Here is a 15,220-nt window from a genome sequence, read left to right as displayed (position 1 = left end):
CTATGAGTAAGCCCATCGTTTTCAGCGGCGCGCAGCCGTCCGGTGAACTGACTATCGGCAACTACATGGGGGCGCTGCGCCAGTGGGTGCAGCTGCAGGACGAGTTTGATTGCATCTACTGCATCGTCGATCTGCATGCCATCACCGTGCGTCAGGATGCACAACAGCTGCGTAAAGCCACCCTGGATACGCTGGCGCTGTACCTGGCCTGTGGTATCGATCCAGAGAAAAGCACCATCTTCGTGCAGTCTCATGTGCCGGAACATACGCAACTGAGCTGGGTGCTGAACTGCTACACCTATTTCGGTGAACTGAGCCGCATGACCCAGTTCAAAGACAAGTCGTCGCGCTATGCGGAAAACATCAACGCCGGTCTGTTCAGCTATCCGGTACTGATGGCGGCAGACATTCTGCTGTACCAGACCAATCAGGTGCCGGTCGGTGAAGACCAGAAGCAGCATCTGGAACTGAGCCGTGACGTTGGCCAGCGCTTCAACGCGCTGTATGGCGACGTGTTCAAGGTGCCGGAGCCGTTTATTCCGAAATCTGGCGCGCGCGTGATGTCGCTGCAAGAGCCGACCAAGAAGATGTCCAAGTCGGACGATAACCGTAACAACGTGATCGGCCTGCTGGAAGATCCGAAGGCGGTGACCAAGAAGATCAAACGTGCGATGACCGATTCCCAAGATCCGCCAGTCATTCGTTACGACGTTGCCAATAAAGCGGGGGTGTCCAACCTGCTGGATATCCTTTCCGGTGTGACCGGCAAGAGCATTGCCCAGTTGGAGGCCGAGTTTGAGGGCCAGATGTATGGTCACCTGAAGGGCGCTGTAGCAGAGGCCGTGTCTGGTATGTTGGTCGAGCTGCAAGAGCGTTATCACCGTTTCCGCAACGATGAGGTTCTGTTACAGCAGGTGATGCGTGATGGCGCGGCGAAAGCCCGAGCTCGTGCGCAGGAAACCTTGGCGAAGGTGTATGAAGCCGTAGGTTTTGTACCGCACCCTTAATGGATGCAGACACAGTTCTCAACCCGTTCGCCAGGTAGGGGCGCAGCATGCGGCGCCCTAGCCTAGGTGCGGAACTACAAACTTAGCAACATTGCTCCCAATCTGAAGCGGCCAAAGGGTCGCTTTTTTTATGCTATTTTGCTCAGGTCTGCCGGTGTTTCCTGGCTGGCAAACCAGTTCAGCTTGCTGCGCAGGCTGACGACGCTGCCAACGATAATCAGGCTTGGGCTCTCAGCTTGTTTTGCTAGCTCACCCAGTTGTGCCAACTGGCCTTCGATCACTCGTTGGCGAGTTGAGGTGCCGTTTTCGACCAGCGCCACGGACATCGAGGAAGCCATACCGTGAGCGATCAGCTGCTGCTGGATTTCTGCCGCCTGAGTTAACCCCATATAGAACACCAGCGTTTGCTGCTTGGCGGCAAGCTGTGCCCAGTCCAATCCGCCGTCGGCTTTGGCATGGCCCGTCACCAAACGCACGCTTTGCGCGTGATCGCGGTGGGTGAGGGGAATGCCGCTGTAGGCCGAACACCCCGAAGCCGCAGTGATCCCTGGTACTACCGAGAAGGGAATATCCGCTTCGGCCAGCGTTTCCAGTTCTTCGCCACCACGGCCAAAGATGAAGGGATCGCCCCCTTTCAGCCTGACGACACGCAGGCCTCGCCTGGCCTGTTCCACCAGGATCTGATTGATGTGTTCCTGGGGTACGCAATGGTATCCGGCACGCTTGCCCACAAAGATACGCTCGGCATCGCGGCGCACCAGGGCCATAATTTCTTCAGAGACCAGGCGGTCATAAACGACCACGTCAGCCTGTTGGATTTGTTGCAGACCTTTCAGCGTCAGCAGGCCAGCATCACCGGGACCTGCACCTACCAGCACCACTTCGCCCTGTTCTTCAGGACGATCGGCGAACAGCTTTTCAACCTGCTGGTTGGCCTGCCGGGTATCGCCGTTGGCCAGGGATTGCGCCAGCCTGTCGTGTACGAACAACCTTTCCCAGAAGCGGCGACGAGCGCCAATGCTGCCAAACTCCTGCTTCACCCGCTGGCGCAATGAACCCGCCAACTGAGCCAGTTGGCCCAGGTGCTGCGGCAGAATGGCTTCCAGTTTTTCCCGTAGCAGACGTGCCAGCACCGGGGCTTTGCCCCCGGAAGAAACGGCCACCATAATCGGCGAACGATCGATAATCGAAGGCATGATAAAGCTGGCGCGTTTGGGGTCGTCCACCACGTTGCAGAACACCTGCCGTTGGTTGGCGCACTGATAGACCAGGGCGTTGACTTCCACCCGATCGGTTGCGGCAATCACTAACCATTTCTCTGCCAGCAAGTCGGCAGAAAACTCACCTGCGACCAGCGTCACCTGGCCCTGTTCGGCCCAGATATGGAATTGCTCACTGAACTCAAGCGAGTTGACGGTTAACTGCGCACCAGCCTCCAGCAGCAGGCGAGCCTTACGTTCAGCGACTTCCCCGCCGCCGACCAGCAGGCAGGCTTTGTGTTGCAGTTGGCAGAAAATGGGTAAGTAATCCATCGGCAATCCTCGGGGAAGTGGTAAACGGGGGCGATCGTTCACCCCCAAAAGCATTATGCGGTTTGGCGAGCAGCTGCAATCTCAGCCTGTGGACGCTGGGCACGTGGCGTGGCATACCAGTAACCGAGGCCCATAAAGACGGCACCAGAGAACATGTTGCCCAGAGTCACCCACAGCAGGTTATGACCGATACCGCTAAGGGTATAGGCTTCGCTGTGGTGGCCGAACCAGGACAGGGCAAACAGCGTCATGTTCGCTACCGAGTGTTCGTAACCGGAAGCGATAAACGCCAGCAAACACCACCAGATGGCGATGAACTTGGCCGCGCCTTCAACACGCAACGCCATCCAGATCGCCAGGCAAACCAGCCAGTTACACAGTACGCCTTTGAAAAACAGCACTTCTGCAGGGGCGGTGGTTTTGGCCAGCGCTACGGTATGTACCAGGCTGGTATCAATCGGCAGCAGGCTACCACCGCCGTAGTAATACATCAGCGCGACCAGCACCGAACCGAGCAGATTTCCTAGCCAGGTTTGTGGCAGTACGGCCCACATCTGGCGCTGCTTGATGGTACCGGCCTTGACGCCCAGCATCAGAAACATGGTATGGCCAGTGAACAGTTCTGAACCGGCGATGATCACCAGCGTCAGTGCGATACCGAAGGTGGCACCCATGACCAACGGACGGATGGACGGATCGACCAGGTTGCCGAGGGTAAAGATCAGGATAATACCAAGGCCGACATAGGCCCCGGCCATAGCGGAGCTGATCCAGAAGCCGAGCGGACTCTCTTTGGCCAGTTTGACGATGCGTGCCGCGTTGGCAGCGCATTTGTTGATGGTGTCGGTGAACATAGATTTCCCTGGAAATAAATAATAAAAAGTGTGTTTGTAATAAGGGTAATGCCGGTCAGTTAGGCAAAAAGAAACGCCCTCACCCTAACCCTCTCCCACAGGGAGAGGGGACCGATCGAGCTAGTTAATTGCTTAGCGTTTTACCTTGCCTTTGTTGTTCTCACTCCCTACTTTCCGTAGCTGCATGGGATAACTACGTGCTCTGGGCAGCTCCCTCTCCCTTTGGAAGAGGGCTGGAGTGAGGGACGAAGGATTACTTAGCCGCCACCTGAACCAGGCCATCGACTACCCGGCTGGCGAAGCTGGCCACAGAGCGGCTCTCATCTTCCAGACAGAAACCGTCGTGCAGGCGGAAATGCTGTTTTTTCAGCGGGCTGGCGACCCACAATTCACCCTGATGCTCGGCAATCAGGCCGCGAGAAAGCACGCTGGCCTGGGCAAACGGGTCGATATTGCTGATGGCAAACAGCCGTTCGTCGGCATAGGGGCGGAATATCGCCACCTGCTGGGTGCCGATCAGCGCACAGACGCCGGTCGCGGGCAGAATATCGGCGATGGGGCAAACGGTGATCCACTGGCTCATGCGTTGTTCTCCTCGGTTTCCAGCAAGGTGACGGGAATGCGTTCATCCGGGCGTGCTGGGCGATGTTGCTCGCGCTCAGCCACGACCTGAACGTTAGGATCGCGCTGGCTGTTGTTAATAAAGTGAGCGAAACGCACCTGCGATGCAGGATTTTCGACAGTTGCTTTCCATTCGCAGATCACCGCTTCACGTAGGCGGGCAATTTCAGTTTCCAGCTGTGCGTTGATGCCCAGCTTGTCGTCGATAATCACCTTGCGCAGATAATCGATGCCGCCTTCCAGGCTTTCCAGCCAGACCGAGGTACGCTGCAACTTATCGCCGGTGCGGATGTAGAACATCATGAAACGGTCGAGGTAACGCATCAGCGTTTCGTTGTCGAGATCGGCTGCCAGCAGGTCGGCATGGCGCGGTTTCATCCCGCCGTTGCCGCAGACATACAGGTTCCAGCCGTTCTCGGTGGCAATAATGCCAACGTCTTTCCCCTGCGCCTCGGCACACTCGCGGGTGCAGCCGGAAACGCCAAACTTCATCTTGTGCGGAGTACGGATGCCTTTGTAGCGGTGTTCAAGCTGTACGCCAAAGCCAACGCTGTCACCCACGCCATAGCGGCACCAGGTACTGCCGACGCAGGTCTTCGCCATCCGCAGCGCCTTGGCGTAGGCGTGGCCGGTTTCGAAACCGGCGGCGATCAGCTTGCTCCAGATGGCGGGCAGATCGTCTTTCTGCGCACCGAACATGCCGATACGCATCGAGCCGGTCATCTTGGTGTACAGGTTGTATTCTTTGGCAATCTGGCCGACGGCGATCAGACCTTCCGGCGTGATTTCACCACCGGCAGAGCGTGGGATCACCGAGTAGGTGCCGTCTTTCTGGATGTTGCCCAGGAAGTTGTCGTTGGTGTCTTGCAGCGGCGTGTGCTGCGGCTTGAGCACATACTCGTTCCAGCAGGAGGCCAGCAGTGAACCGACGGTCGGTTTGCACACTTCGCAGCCGTAACCTTTGCCGTATTTTGCCAACAGTTCGTCGAAGGTCTTGATGCCTTCAACCCGGATCAGGTGATATAGCTCCTGGCGAGAATAGGCAAAGTGTTCGCACAGGTGATGGTTAACCTCAATACCCTGTTTGCTCAGTTCGGCATTCAGCACCTGGGTGATCAGTGGAATACAGCCGCCGCAGCCGGTACCGGCCTTGGTCTCGGACTTGATCGCCGCTACGGTATGGCAGCCCATATTCACCGCTTTGATGATATCGCCCTTGCTGACGTCAAAGCAGGAACAGATCTGTGCGGTCTCTGGCAGCGAATCTACGCCGATGGCAGGCTTGCTGCCGGCATGGGCTGGCAGGATCAGGCTGTCCGGATTTTCCGGCAGTTCGATGTTGTTGAGTGCCAGCTGCAGCAGGTTACCGTAGTCGCTGGTATCGCCGACCAGCACCGCACCAAGCAACGTTTTGTTGTCTGCGCTGACGACCAGGCGCTTATACACCTCTTTGCTTTCATCCAGATAGACGTAGCTGCGGGCGCCTTCGGTACGTGCGTGCGCATCACCAATACCCCCAACATCGACCCCCAGCAGCTTCAGCTTGGCGCTCATATCGGCACCCTGGAAGCTGTTTTCACGGCTCAGCAGATGGTCGGCGGCGACCTGAGCCATCTTGTAGCCCGGCGCTACCAAGCCGAAGGTGCGCTGCTGCCAGGAGGCGCATTCACCAATGGCGTAAACGTCCGGATCGGAGGTCTGGCAGTTATCGTTAATCGCAATGCCACCGCGTGGGGCGGTAGCCAGCCCGCACTGGTGAGCCAGTTTGTCCTGCGGACGGATGCCGGTGGAGAAGACGATAAAGTCGACCTCCAGCTCGCTGCCGTCGGCAAAGTGCATGGTTTTGCGTGCGCTTTTGCCGCCGTTGATGATTTCGGTGGTGTTCTTGCCGGTGTGGACTTTGACACCCATGCGCTCGATCTTGCGGCGCAGCTGGTCGCCGCCCATCGGATCGAGCTGTTCTGCCATCAACATCGGCGCGAACTCGATCACGTGGGTTTCCACGCCCAGGCTTTTCAGTGCGCCAGCCGCTTCCAGGCCGAGCAGACCACCACCCACCACTGCGCCACGTTTACTGCGGCGGGCGCAGGATTCGATAGCGTTAAGATCTTCAATTGTGCGGTAAACGAAGCAGTCCTGCGTCTCTGAACCTTTGATCGGCGGGATCCACGGATAGGAGCCGGTCGCCATGATCAGCTTGTCGTAATACACCGTGCGGCCGGTATTGGAGTGGATCACTTTCTCTGCGCGGTTAATGGTGATCGCGCGCTCGCCCACCAGCACTTTGACGCCCTGTTTTTCGTAGAAGCCTTCGCGGACCAGCGAAAGTTCTTCGGCAGTGTGGTGGGAGAAATAGGAGGAGAGATGCACGCGGTCGTAGGCGATGCGCGGCTCTTCACAAAAGATGGTGATGTCGAACTGGTCTTTGTCTGCCTTTTCCAGCAGATCTTCGATAAAGCGGTGGCCGACCATGCCATTGCCGATGACCGCGAGTTGGACTCTGCTCATTATTGCCTCAAAATTCTGATTTCCTGGATGTACCTTATTCCTCCCAGAAGGCAATTTATTGATGCAGGTCAAGTTAGCCTTTATATACCTCTAAGGTGGTATATCTATGATTTTTATCGATATTTGATAAGTTGCGGTTTTTACTCAACTTTAGCTGAATCGAGACAGTTAATGCAAAAAATACTCATTGGGGAGTAACCGGGGGAAGGAAAGCCAAGCGGTGATTTTGTCAGCTCGTCATTGCCCAGTATGATGAAAGAAATGGTGAGCCGAGCAGAGGTAAAAAAATGGCGAACAATCCGGTCAAGTTTATCGATAATCTGCGCCTGAGTGGGCATGAGGGGCTATGGCAGTTGGCCATTGAGCAGGGGCGGATCGCGCATATCATTCCACAGCCTGAGGGCCTGGAGTGGCGCAGCGACGTGTTGGATGCCGAAGGCGGGCTGGCGCTGCCGCCGTTTATCGAGCCGCATATCCACCTGGATACTACGCAAACCGCCGGGCAGCCCGCATGGAACCAGTCCGGCACGCTGTTTGAAGGCATTGAACGCTGGGCAGAGCGCAAAGCACTGCTCACCCATGAAGACGTGAAGCAACGCGCGTGGCAGACGCTGAAATGGCAAATCGCCAACGGCGTACAGCATGTGCGCACCCATGTTGACGTATCCGATCCTACACTGACCGCGCTGCGCGCCATGCTGGAGGTCAAGCAGGAGGTCTCTCCTTGGATCACGCTGCAGATCGTGGCTTTTCCTCAGGAAGGGGTCATGTCATATCCCAATGGGGAAGCCTTGCTGGAGGAGGCATTACGGCTCGGGGCGGATGTGGTTGGGGCTATCCCGCATTTTGAATTCACCCGCGAATACGGCGTGGAGTCGCTGCACAAGGCCTTTGCCCTGGCACAGAAATATGATCGGCTGGTGGACGTGCACTGCGACGAGATTGACGACGAGCAGTCCCGCTTTGTGGAGACCGTGGCCGCGCTGGCATTGAAGCTGGAGATGGGCGGCAAGGTCACCGCCAGCCACACCACCGCGATGCATTCCTACAATGGGGCCTATACCTCAAGGCTGTTCCGGCTGCTGAAAATGTCCGGTATCAACTTCGTGGCCAACCCGTTGGTGAATATTCACCTGCAAGGACGTTTCGATACCTATCCCAAGCGGCGTGGCATCACCCGGGTGAAGGAGATGCTGGAGGCGGGCATCAACGTCTGCTTTGGTCATGACGACGTGTTTGACCCCTGGTATCCACTGGGTACCGCCAATATGTTGCAGGTGCTGCATATGGGGCTCCACGTCTGCCAACTGATGGGCTATGGCCAGATCGATGACGGTTTGAATCTGATCACCACCCACAGCGCACGAACCCTGAATCTGACGGATTACGGTTTGCGTGCAGGCAATAGTGCCGATTTGGTGATCTTACCCGCAGAGAGCGGTTTTGACGCAGTACGCCGCCAGACGCCGGTACGCTATTCGATCCGTGCTGGTGCGGTCATCGCGGCCACCCAGCCTGCGCAAACTACGCTGTATCTGGAGCAGGAAGAGCAGGTCGACTTCAGGCGTTAGACATAAAAAAAAGGGTTCTGCGTTGGCAGAACCCTCATGGGGAAAACTAGCAGCAGTTAGTGCGTGGTATGCCCATGGTTGCGGTGCTTGGTCACAAAACCGAGCAGCAGACACATCACAAACACGGCCAGATACAGGCCGTTGGCCGTAGTCAGCGCGGCATGGACTCCGCTGCTGGCAACGATCGGGCCGGTGACTACGAAGGTCAGCATAGTGCCGATGGTGCCGCAGGTCAGGATAAAGTTGACCAGTTTCGGTGAGGAAACCTTGGTTTGCTGAGAACCGAGCGTGATCAGCGTGGTGTAGATCGCGCTGGAGACGAAGCCCAGAGCCATGATGTAGTAGCTCAGGTACTCAGGATTATCGGTGCTGATAAACAGGTACATGGCACCCGTTGCCAGCGCAGCCAGCACGGTGACGATGCGTTGCAGGTCAAAGAAGCGCAGCACGAAGCTGAACACCCACATACCGATCATGTAAGAAGTCCAGAAATTGCTGACCACCTTGCCCGCCTGGTCGATATTCATGCCGAAGGTTTTGGTGGCGTATTCCGGTACCCATTGGATAAAGCCCAACTGGCCAAGGATGTAGCACAGCGCAGCGATAGCCAGGAACAGCACGCCGATACCCCATTTCTCTTTCACCACCGGCTCGCTGCTTTTCTCCCCTTTATCACCCAGAACCGGGAACTCGGAACACAGCGTCAGCACGAAGATGGCCAGGTACAGCACCCCAATGCAGGCGTAAACCCAGTACCAGCCAATGCTACGCGCCAGAAGCATTGCGGCGATGATCGGGAAGATCATCCCGGCCATGCTGAAGAAGGAGTCGGTAAACAGCAAGCGTGAACCGCGTTGGCGGCCAGCATACATATGGGTGATCAGGAAGGTGCCGATCGACATGGTGATACCGCTGACCACGCCGAGCACAAACATGCACAGCGAGAACAGGGTCAGGCTTTTGCCTACCATCAGCCCGGCGATGGCCAGCAGCATCAGGATAAAGCCAAAGATCAACTGACGTTTCAGCGGAATGATTTCCATCAGCCAGGCATTGAGGAAGATTGAAATCAAAATACCCGCGTTAAGGAAGGTAAAGGTATTGCTCATGCTGGAAACCGGCAGATTGAAATACTCTGCGATGTTTCCCATCACCATCCCTGTGACGATCACTAATGCACCGGTCAGCGCATAAGAGAAGAAGCTGATCCAGGTTAGCCGGATGCGGTTGCTGTCATTCATGTATATAGGCCTGATTATCTTTGTTGTGGTTTATACCCGTGGGCCGTCAGGCCGAAACCTGAGATCCCTGGGGTTTAAAGCTGGCATAAGGCCGCAGGTTTTTCCTGGTAAAAACTGGAAAAGATCCCGATCAGGCCACCAGGAGGCGGATCCTAGCATAGACAACGGGAGTTTATGTGACGAGCATCGATTTTTTGATGCAAGGGATGAAAGGTTTTTAGATTTTTATGTGATCAGCTACCGAGTGTGGCGATCGAATCGCGCTGGATGATGGTCGGCTCAAAGCTCACCGGCGCGGTCAGTGGATCTATCAGCAGACGAGCGGCATATTGCGCCATCTCGGTAATGGGGAAATGCACGCTGGTGAGCGCCGGGCGGACAAACGGCGCTCGCTCGCCGCTGTCGTAACAGATTAGCGAGATATCCTGTGGTACGCGCAAATGCCGCTCATTAATTGCTAGCAGGGCACCAATCGCCATTTCTTCGTTGCAGCAGTAAATCGCCGTAGGCAGCGCTTTACTGCGCAGCAGTTGGTCAGCGCACTGGTAGCCGCTTTCCAGGTCATACACCCCTTCCGGGCAGCCTAGCGGTTGCAGATTGGCGGCCTGCATCGCATTAAGGAACCCTTGTAACCGCTGTTGGCTGGATGCTCGTTGGGCTGGACCGCTGATACAGGCAATGCGCCGATGGCCCGCGTCGATCAACTGCTGGGTAGCAAGCTGGCTGGCGTAAACGTGATCGAAGGTGACACAGCGATCTTCCAGGCCGGGGACCAGGCGATCCAGCAGCACAAAGGAGCGCTGTTCGGCAGCCAACTGGCGTAGCCGATCGTCGCTGAGGCAGCGCACATGCAGGATCACGCCGTCGCAACGCAGGCTGAACAGGCGTTGGATCGCCAGCAGTTCATTTTCCGCACTATTGCGGCCTTGGGTCACCAACAGCTGTTTACCGTTGGACTCGGCTTCGGTTTGGACGAAATCCATCAGGGCACCAAAGAAGCCGCCTCGGTATGAGGTGGTGACCAGGCCCAAGGTGTTACTTTGGCTGGATGCCAACGCCCTGGCCGCCGGGTTGGGGGTATAGCCCAGTTCGGCCACCGCCCGTTTGACCTTCTCGCGGGTGAGCGCTTTGACCTTGTTATCGCCGTTGACTACGCGTGACACAGTCGCGCGGGATACGCCCGCTATCGCTGCGACATCTTCCAGTGTCACCATTTTGCTGCTCCTGATTACGGGCTTATCCCCCCACTTGATCAGATTACAGGAGATAAGTGGGCCCGGCGAGCCGAACCCAATGTTGATGGTTATGCGTTAAACTGCGGCAAATAGGCTTTATTCACCTCCAGCACTTCTTCCAGCAGCGGCTGGGCAATTTGGGCGTTGGCGACCAGGGGATTGGTGACCAGTGCCAGCAGCCCACTGCGGCGATCGCCATGCACAGCGGCCTCTATCGTCAGCCGTTCATAGGCTTTAACCTGCTGGGTCAGCGCATGCATCGAATCCGGCAGTTGGCCAAACGTCAGCGGATGAGCGCCCTGAGCATCGACGATACAGTTGGTTTCTATCACAGCATCGTCTGGCAAACCGCGAATAGCGCCACGGTTTGCGGTATTGACCACTAATTGCGTACCGAGATTGTTGTGAATGGCACGGATCAGCTCCAGCGCCACTTCGGAATAGAAGGAGCCGCCACGGAAACTGAGTTGCTCGGGCTTGCTGTCGAGATGCGGGTCTGCATACAGTTCGAACAACTCCTTCTCTACTTTCATCACCTGCTCGGCACGGGTACCACGTTCGGCTGCGGCGGCAATCTCTTCTTCCAGCATCTCTTTGGTCTGGTAGAAATAGCGGTGATAAGGGCAGGGGATCGCCCCAACGGCGCGCAGGAACTCCGGCGGCCAAGGCTCTTCCTTGATGTTGTTCATGGTCAGTGCGGCACCGTCACACAGCATGTCGATCACTTTGCCGGTCACGTCCTTGCCGTTTTGTAGCACCTGGTGGACCCACACCATGTGGTTCAACCCGGCGAATTGCAGCTGCACCTCGGCGTAAGGGGCCTTCAGCATATTGGCGATCATGTGATGCATGCTGATCGGCACGTTACACAAGCCGATGATTTTCGCCTTGGTATAGCGCGAAACGGCTTCGGTCACGATGCCCGCCGGGTTGGTAAAGTTGATGATCCAGGCATCGGGTGCCAGTTGTTCAACCTTGCGGGCGATATTCAGCATCACCGGGATGGTGCGCAGCGCCTTGGCAAAACCGCCAACGCCGGTAGTTTCCTGGCCGATCAGTTGGTATTTCAGCCCCAGGCGCTCGTCGGCGGCCCTGGCAGGCAACTGACCCACGCGGAACTGGGTGAGGACGAAACTGGCACCGCGAATGGCCTCGTCCAGGTCGAAATGCACGCTGACCTTCACCTGCTCCAGGCCGTTACGAGCCAACATTCGCTGGGTTAATGCAGCAATGATCTCGACCTTCTCCCGGCCAGGCTCAACGTCCACCAATGCCAGCTCGGTCACCGGCAACTCTTCAATTCGCAGGATCAGGCCTTCCACCAGCTCCGGCGTGTAGCTGCTGCCGCCGCCAATAATGGCGATTTTTAATGGACTCATGAGCGGGCCTCCTGCAGTGTCTGACGGCGATAAAGTTCGATCATGTCATCTGCCAGATCCTGAATGACCATGGCGTTCATCAAGTGATCCTGCGCGTGTACGGTGATCAGGGTGATGGCCAGCTTGCCGCAGCCTTCGTCCATGCCGATCAGTTGGGTCTGAATGCGGTGGGCCTGCTTCACCGCCTGCTTGGATTCGGCCATATGTTCGGCGGAGCCGGTGAAATCACCGGCACGGGCCTGTTGCAAAGCCATCAGCGCGCTACTGCGGGCGCTACCGGCAAATACCAGTAGCTCCATAATGGTGCTTTCAAAATCCTGGCTGACTTCAGCCATCAGTTCAGTCACGTTATCTCTCCTGTTACTGCGCGGCGGCGGCGTTGCTGGCTTCACGTTCAGCCTCAGCCTGCTCGTGTTCCTGCGCCATTAGTTGTTTTTCATACACCTTGAAGAACGGTAGCCAGATCGCCAGGTCTATCACCATCAGCACCAGCACCAATACGGCGGCACGGATATCCCAGGAGGCGGAGATCATCGCTCCCAGCGGTGCCGGAGCGGTCCAGGGGGCCATCGCCACCATTTTCTCCACCATGTCCCAGTGCAGGGCGAAATAAGCCAGAGTGGCGTTAACCATCGGCACCACAATCAACGGGATAAACAGCGTTGGGTTCATCACCACCGGCGAACCGAACAGCAGCGGTTCATTGATATTGAAAGCCGCCGGAACCACGCTCAGCTTGCCGATGGTGCGAAGATGAATGGAGCGGCTGCGCAGGTAGAGGAAGGCCAACACCAGCGTGGATCCAGAACCGCCGATACAGACATAGAATGACCAGAAGGGCGCGGTCAGCGTTTGGGTCATGGCGGCACCGTTGGCGACCAGCGCGGCGTTGGTCGCCAGGTTAGCCATAAAGATCGGGTTCAGCAGGCCGGTCACGATGTTGTCGCCGTGAATACCGGCAAACCACAGCAGGTTGGCAATCAGCACCGCCAAAAGAATGGCTGGCAACGTATCGCCGACGGAAATCAGCGGCTGGAACACCTGCATAATCGCGGCGGGCAGCAACAGTTGAAATTCGCTCTGCATCAGGAGGCTGACGGGGTAGACCGTCAACAGAATGCCCACCACCGGGTACAGCAGTTCAAACGAACGGGCAATGGCAGGGGGAACCTGTTCCGGCATGCGAATGGTGATGTTGTACTTTTTCAGCAGGCGGATCAGTTCGACCGACCAAATGGCGCAGATCAGGGCGGTGAATACCCCCTGACCACCCAGAAAATCAAGGGACATCTTGTTGTCGACCTGTGGCGCGGAGGCCAGCAGGAATGCCATCAGCGACAGCAGCGCGGCGGTCAGGGCGTCCATTTTGTAGTGCTTTGCCAGACTGTAGGCGGTACCAATAGAGACAAATACGCTCATCAACCCCATGGTCATAAAGAACGGCATGGTGATGGTGTCCCAGTGCTTCTTGGCGAACCCTAACCAGGCTTGCCCGAAGCTGGAGGTGGTGGTCGCGTCAAACGGCGGGTTGGCGACGATCAGCATGATACTGCCGACGATCAAAAACGGCATGGCGCTGATAAAACCGTCACGAATGGCAATAATATGGCGCTGGCTACCGATCCGGCCAGCCAGTGGCGCGATATGGCTTTCGACCACGCGCATCAGGGAAGCGTATAGGCTCATGGGGGTCTCCGCGGCGTCAGGCGATCAGGCTGAGGGCTTTGTCTAATACCTTGTCACCGCGCAGGGTGCCGTAATCCATCATGTCGATGACGGCAACCTGCAGGCCATGCGGTTCAGCAAGCTGGCTGAAGCGGGCCAGTTCGTATTTCACCTGTGGCCCAAGCAGTACCACGCTGGCGGTTGGCAACTCGGCTTCGAAATCCGCAGCCGCTACCGCCACAATCTCCACGGCCAGCTCGCGCTTTTGCGCTTCGGTTTGCATGCGTTTGACCAGCATGCTGGTGGACATCCCCGCGGCACAGCACAGCACTATCTTCTTCATCATTGCTCTCCAGTATTATTGTTATCAGCGCAAATGAGAGCGCTCTCATTTATTTAGCCTAGCTGGATTGCAGAACCAAACCGGGATTTGTGTCGCAAAAAACGATGAAGGGCGAAAATGGGCAAATAATGCGTGATCGGCTTGGCAAAAATCAGTACGGGGATCATACTGTCGGCAGGAAAAAACCGGGCGCACTCAGAAACGTCCGGCAATTGAGTAAATATAGGTAAATGGCTGGCGCTGCCGGGCGCAGCTCTTTAGAATCAAAGCGCTTTCCGTTGTTTGTATCTCAAAGAAAGGACCCGTTCATGTTCAAACGTACTTTAGTGACCTTCGTTGCGCTGTGTTCCCTGACAGCTATGGCACCCGCCGCATTAGCCGCCGGTGAAACCCACGTCATGCTGACCACCTCGGCAGGGAATATCGAATTGGCGCTCGACAGTCAGAAGGCACCGGTCTCAACCAAGAACTTTATTGACTACGTGAACAGCGGTTACTACAACAACACCGTTTTCCACCGCGTGATCCCAGGTTTCATGGTTCAGGGCGGCGGGTTTACTGCGGATATGCAGCAGAAAACCACCAATGCACCGATCAAAAACGAAGCCGACAACGGCCTGCGTAACCTGCGTGGCACCATTTCCATGGCGCGTACCGCCGATAAAGACAGCGCCACCAGCCAGTTCTTCCTGAACGTGGCAGACAATGCGTTCCTCGATCATGGCCAGCGTGATTTTGGCTACGCGGTATTTGGCAAGATCGTTAAAGGGATGGACGTAGTAGATAAAATCTCCCAGGTACCCACTGGCAACGTCGGTCCTTACCAGAATGTCCCTAGCAAACCTATCGTGATCCTGTCGGCCAAAGTGCTGCCATAAATCACCCAAGCCGGTCTCTAGCTGGGGGCCGGCCTGCTTTTCCCTCCTGAATGTTTGCCTGCATCACTGTTTTTTTTGATCCCACGTGATTTAATTGCCCGCCTAAAACCAGACCGGATACCCGGCACTTTTTTGATCGCCCCGTTGTTCAGGATGAGCCGTTTTTATGTACGAATTTAACCAGGTGTTACTGCTGCTACAGCAGATGTGCGTGTATCTCGTCATTGCTTATCTGCTGAGCAAGACGCCGCTGTTTATTCCGCTGATGCAGGTGACCATCCGCCTGCCACACAAGCTGCTGTGCTACGTCATTTTCTCGGTGTTCTGCATTATGGGCACCTATTTTGGCCTGCATATTCAGGACTCCATCGCCAATACCCGCGCTA

Annotated in this window: 14 protein-coding genes; 4 read left to right on the top strand and 10 right to left on the bottom strand. The window is 56.5% G+C overall.

All coding sequences use genetic code 11. The annotated features are described in order from the left end of the window. The first annotated feature begins 2 nt into the window (after positions 1-2). Positions 3-1,007 (top strand): tryptophan--tRNA ligase, encoded by a 1,005-nt coding sequence (trpS, locus tag IMQ33_RS20545; protein WP_196062620.1) that lies wholly within the window; start codon positions 3-5, stop codon positions 1,005-1,007. Between the two features lie 128 nt (positions 1,008-1,135). Here the strand turns inward: trpS and cysG are convergent, their stop codons facing one another. From cysG to nirB, 4 genes are all read right to left on the bottom strand, one after another. Continuing rightward, positions 1,136-2,539 carry a siroheme synthase CysG gene (cysG, locus tag IMQ33_RS20540; RefSeq protein WP_173408577.1) on the bottom strand — a complete coding sequence of 468 codons (1,404 nt, stop codon included), beginning with the start codon at positions 2,537-2,539 and terminating at the stop codon, positions 1,136-1,138. Between the two features lie 53 nt (positions 2,540-2,592). Then, positions 2,593-3,393: a nitrite transporter NirC gene (gene nirC, locus IMQ33_RS20535; RefSeq protein ID WP_065684029.1), complete on the bottom strand. Its 801-nt coding sequence runs from the start codon at positions 3,391-3,393 to the stop codon at positions 2,593-2,595. Positions 3,394-3,646: 253 nt separating this feature from the next. Next, a complete protein-coding gene (gene nirD / locus IMQ33_RS20530) occupies positions 3,647-3,976 on the bottom strand; it encodes a nitrite reductase small subunit NirD (RefSeq protein WP_024482730.1) in 330 nt (109 codons plus the stop codon). Continuing rightward, entirely contained in the window at positions 3,973-6,522 is a 2,550-nt protein-coding gene (nirB, locus tag IMQ33_RS20525) for a nitrite reductase large subunit NirB (RefSeq protein ID WP_024527562.1), read from the bottom strand. The genes nirD and nirB overlap by 4 nt, the downstream gene beginning before the upstream one ends. Positions 6,523-6,809: 287 nt before the next feature. Between nirB and IMQ33_RS20520 the strand changes: the two genes are divergently transcribed. Then, positions 6,810-8,093, top strand: a complete 1,284-nt coding sequence (locus tag IMQ33_RS20520; protein ID WP_196062619.1) for a cytosine deaminase — start codon at positions 6,810-6,812, stop codon at positions 8,091-8,093. A 56-nt stretch (positions 8,094-8,149) separates the two neighbouring features. Here the strand turns inward: IMQ33_RS20520 and tsgA are convergent, their stop codons facing one another. The 6 genes from tsgA to IMQ33_RS20490 form a co-directional block, all read right to left on the bottom strand. Next, positions 8,150-9,334, bottom strand: coding sequence for an MFS transporter TsgA (gene tsgA, locus IMQ33_RS20515; RefSeq protein ID WP_021181688.1), 1,185 nt, complete (start codon positions 9,332-9,334; stop codon positions 8,150-8,152). Positions 9,335-9,567: 233 nt separating this feature from the next. Further along, positions 9,568-10,548 carry a LacI family DNA-binding transcriptional regulator gene (locus IMQ33_RS20510; protein WP_173408578.1) on the bottom strand — a complete coding sequence of 327 codons (981 nt, stop codon included), beginning with the start codon at positions 10,546-10,548 and terminating at the stop codon, positions 9,568-9,570. Positions 10,549-10,637: 89 nt separating this feature from the next. Beyond that, complete coding sequence (locus IMQ33_RS20505; RefSeq protein ID WP_065684034.1) at positions 10,638-11,948, bottom strand: 6-phospho-beta-glucosidase; 1,311 nt, start codon at positions 11,946-11,948, stop codon at positions 10,638-10,640. Beyond that, positions 11,945-12,283 carry a PTS lactose/cellobiose transporter subunit IIA gene (locus IMQ33_RS20500; protein WP_065684047.1) on the bottom strand — a complete coding sequence of 113 codons (339 nt, stop codon included), beginning with the start codon at positions 12,281-12,283 and terminating at the stop codon, positions 11,945-11,947. Before IMQ33_RS20500 ends, IMQ33_RS20505 begins: the two co-directional genes overlap by 4 nt. Positions 12,284-12,308: 25 nt before the next feature. Further along, positions 12,309-13,634, bottom strand: a complete 1,326-nt coding sequence (locus IMQ33_RS20495) for a PTS sugar transporter subunit IIC (RefSeq protein WP_065684035.1) — start codon at positions 13,632-13,634, stop codon at positions 12,309-12,311. 16 nt (positions 13,635-13,650) lie between these two features. After that, positions 13,651-13,956 (bottom strand): PTS sugar transporter subunit IIB, encoded by a 306-nt coding sequence (locus IMQ33_RS20490; RefSeq protein ID WP_065684036.1) that lies wholly within the window; start codon positions 13,954-13,956, stop codon positions 13,651-13,653. A 308-nt stretch (positions 13,957-14,264) separates the two neighbouring features. Here IMQ33_RS20490 and ppiA point away from each other — a divergent pair, with 308 nt between their 5' ends. After that, entirely contained in the window at positions 14,265-14,834 is a 570-nt protein-coding gene (ppiA, locus tag IMQ33_RS20485) for a peptidylprolyl isomerase A (RefSeq protein ID WP_021181682.1), read from the top strand. A gap of 166 nt (positions 14,835-15,000) precedes the next feature. After that, on the top strand, positions 15,001-15,220 hold a 220-nt coding region (locus IMQ33_RS20480), incomplete at its 3' end, for a LytS/YhcK type 5TM receptor domain-containing protein (protein WP_304621682.1).

It is taken from the genome of Serratia sp. Res13-Sevr-LER1-36-b, from assembly GCF_015673035.1.
GTDB lineage: Bacteria > Pseudomonadota > Gammaproteobacteria > Enterobacterales > Enterobacteriaceae > Chania > Chania fonticola_C.
This window is presented reverse-complemented; position numbering and strand designations above follow the sequence as displayed.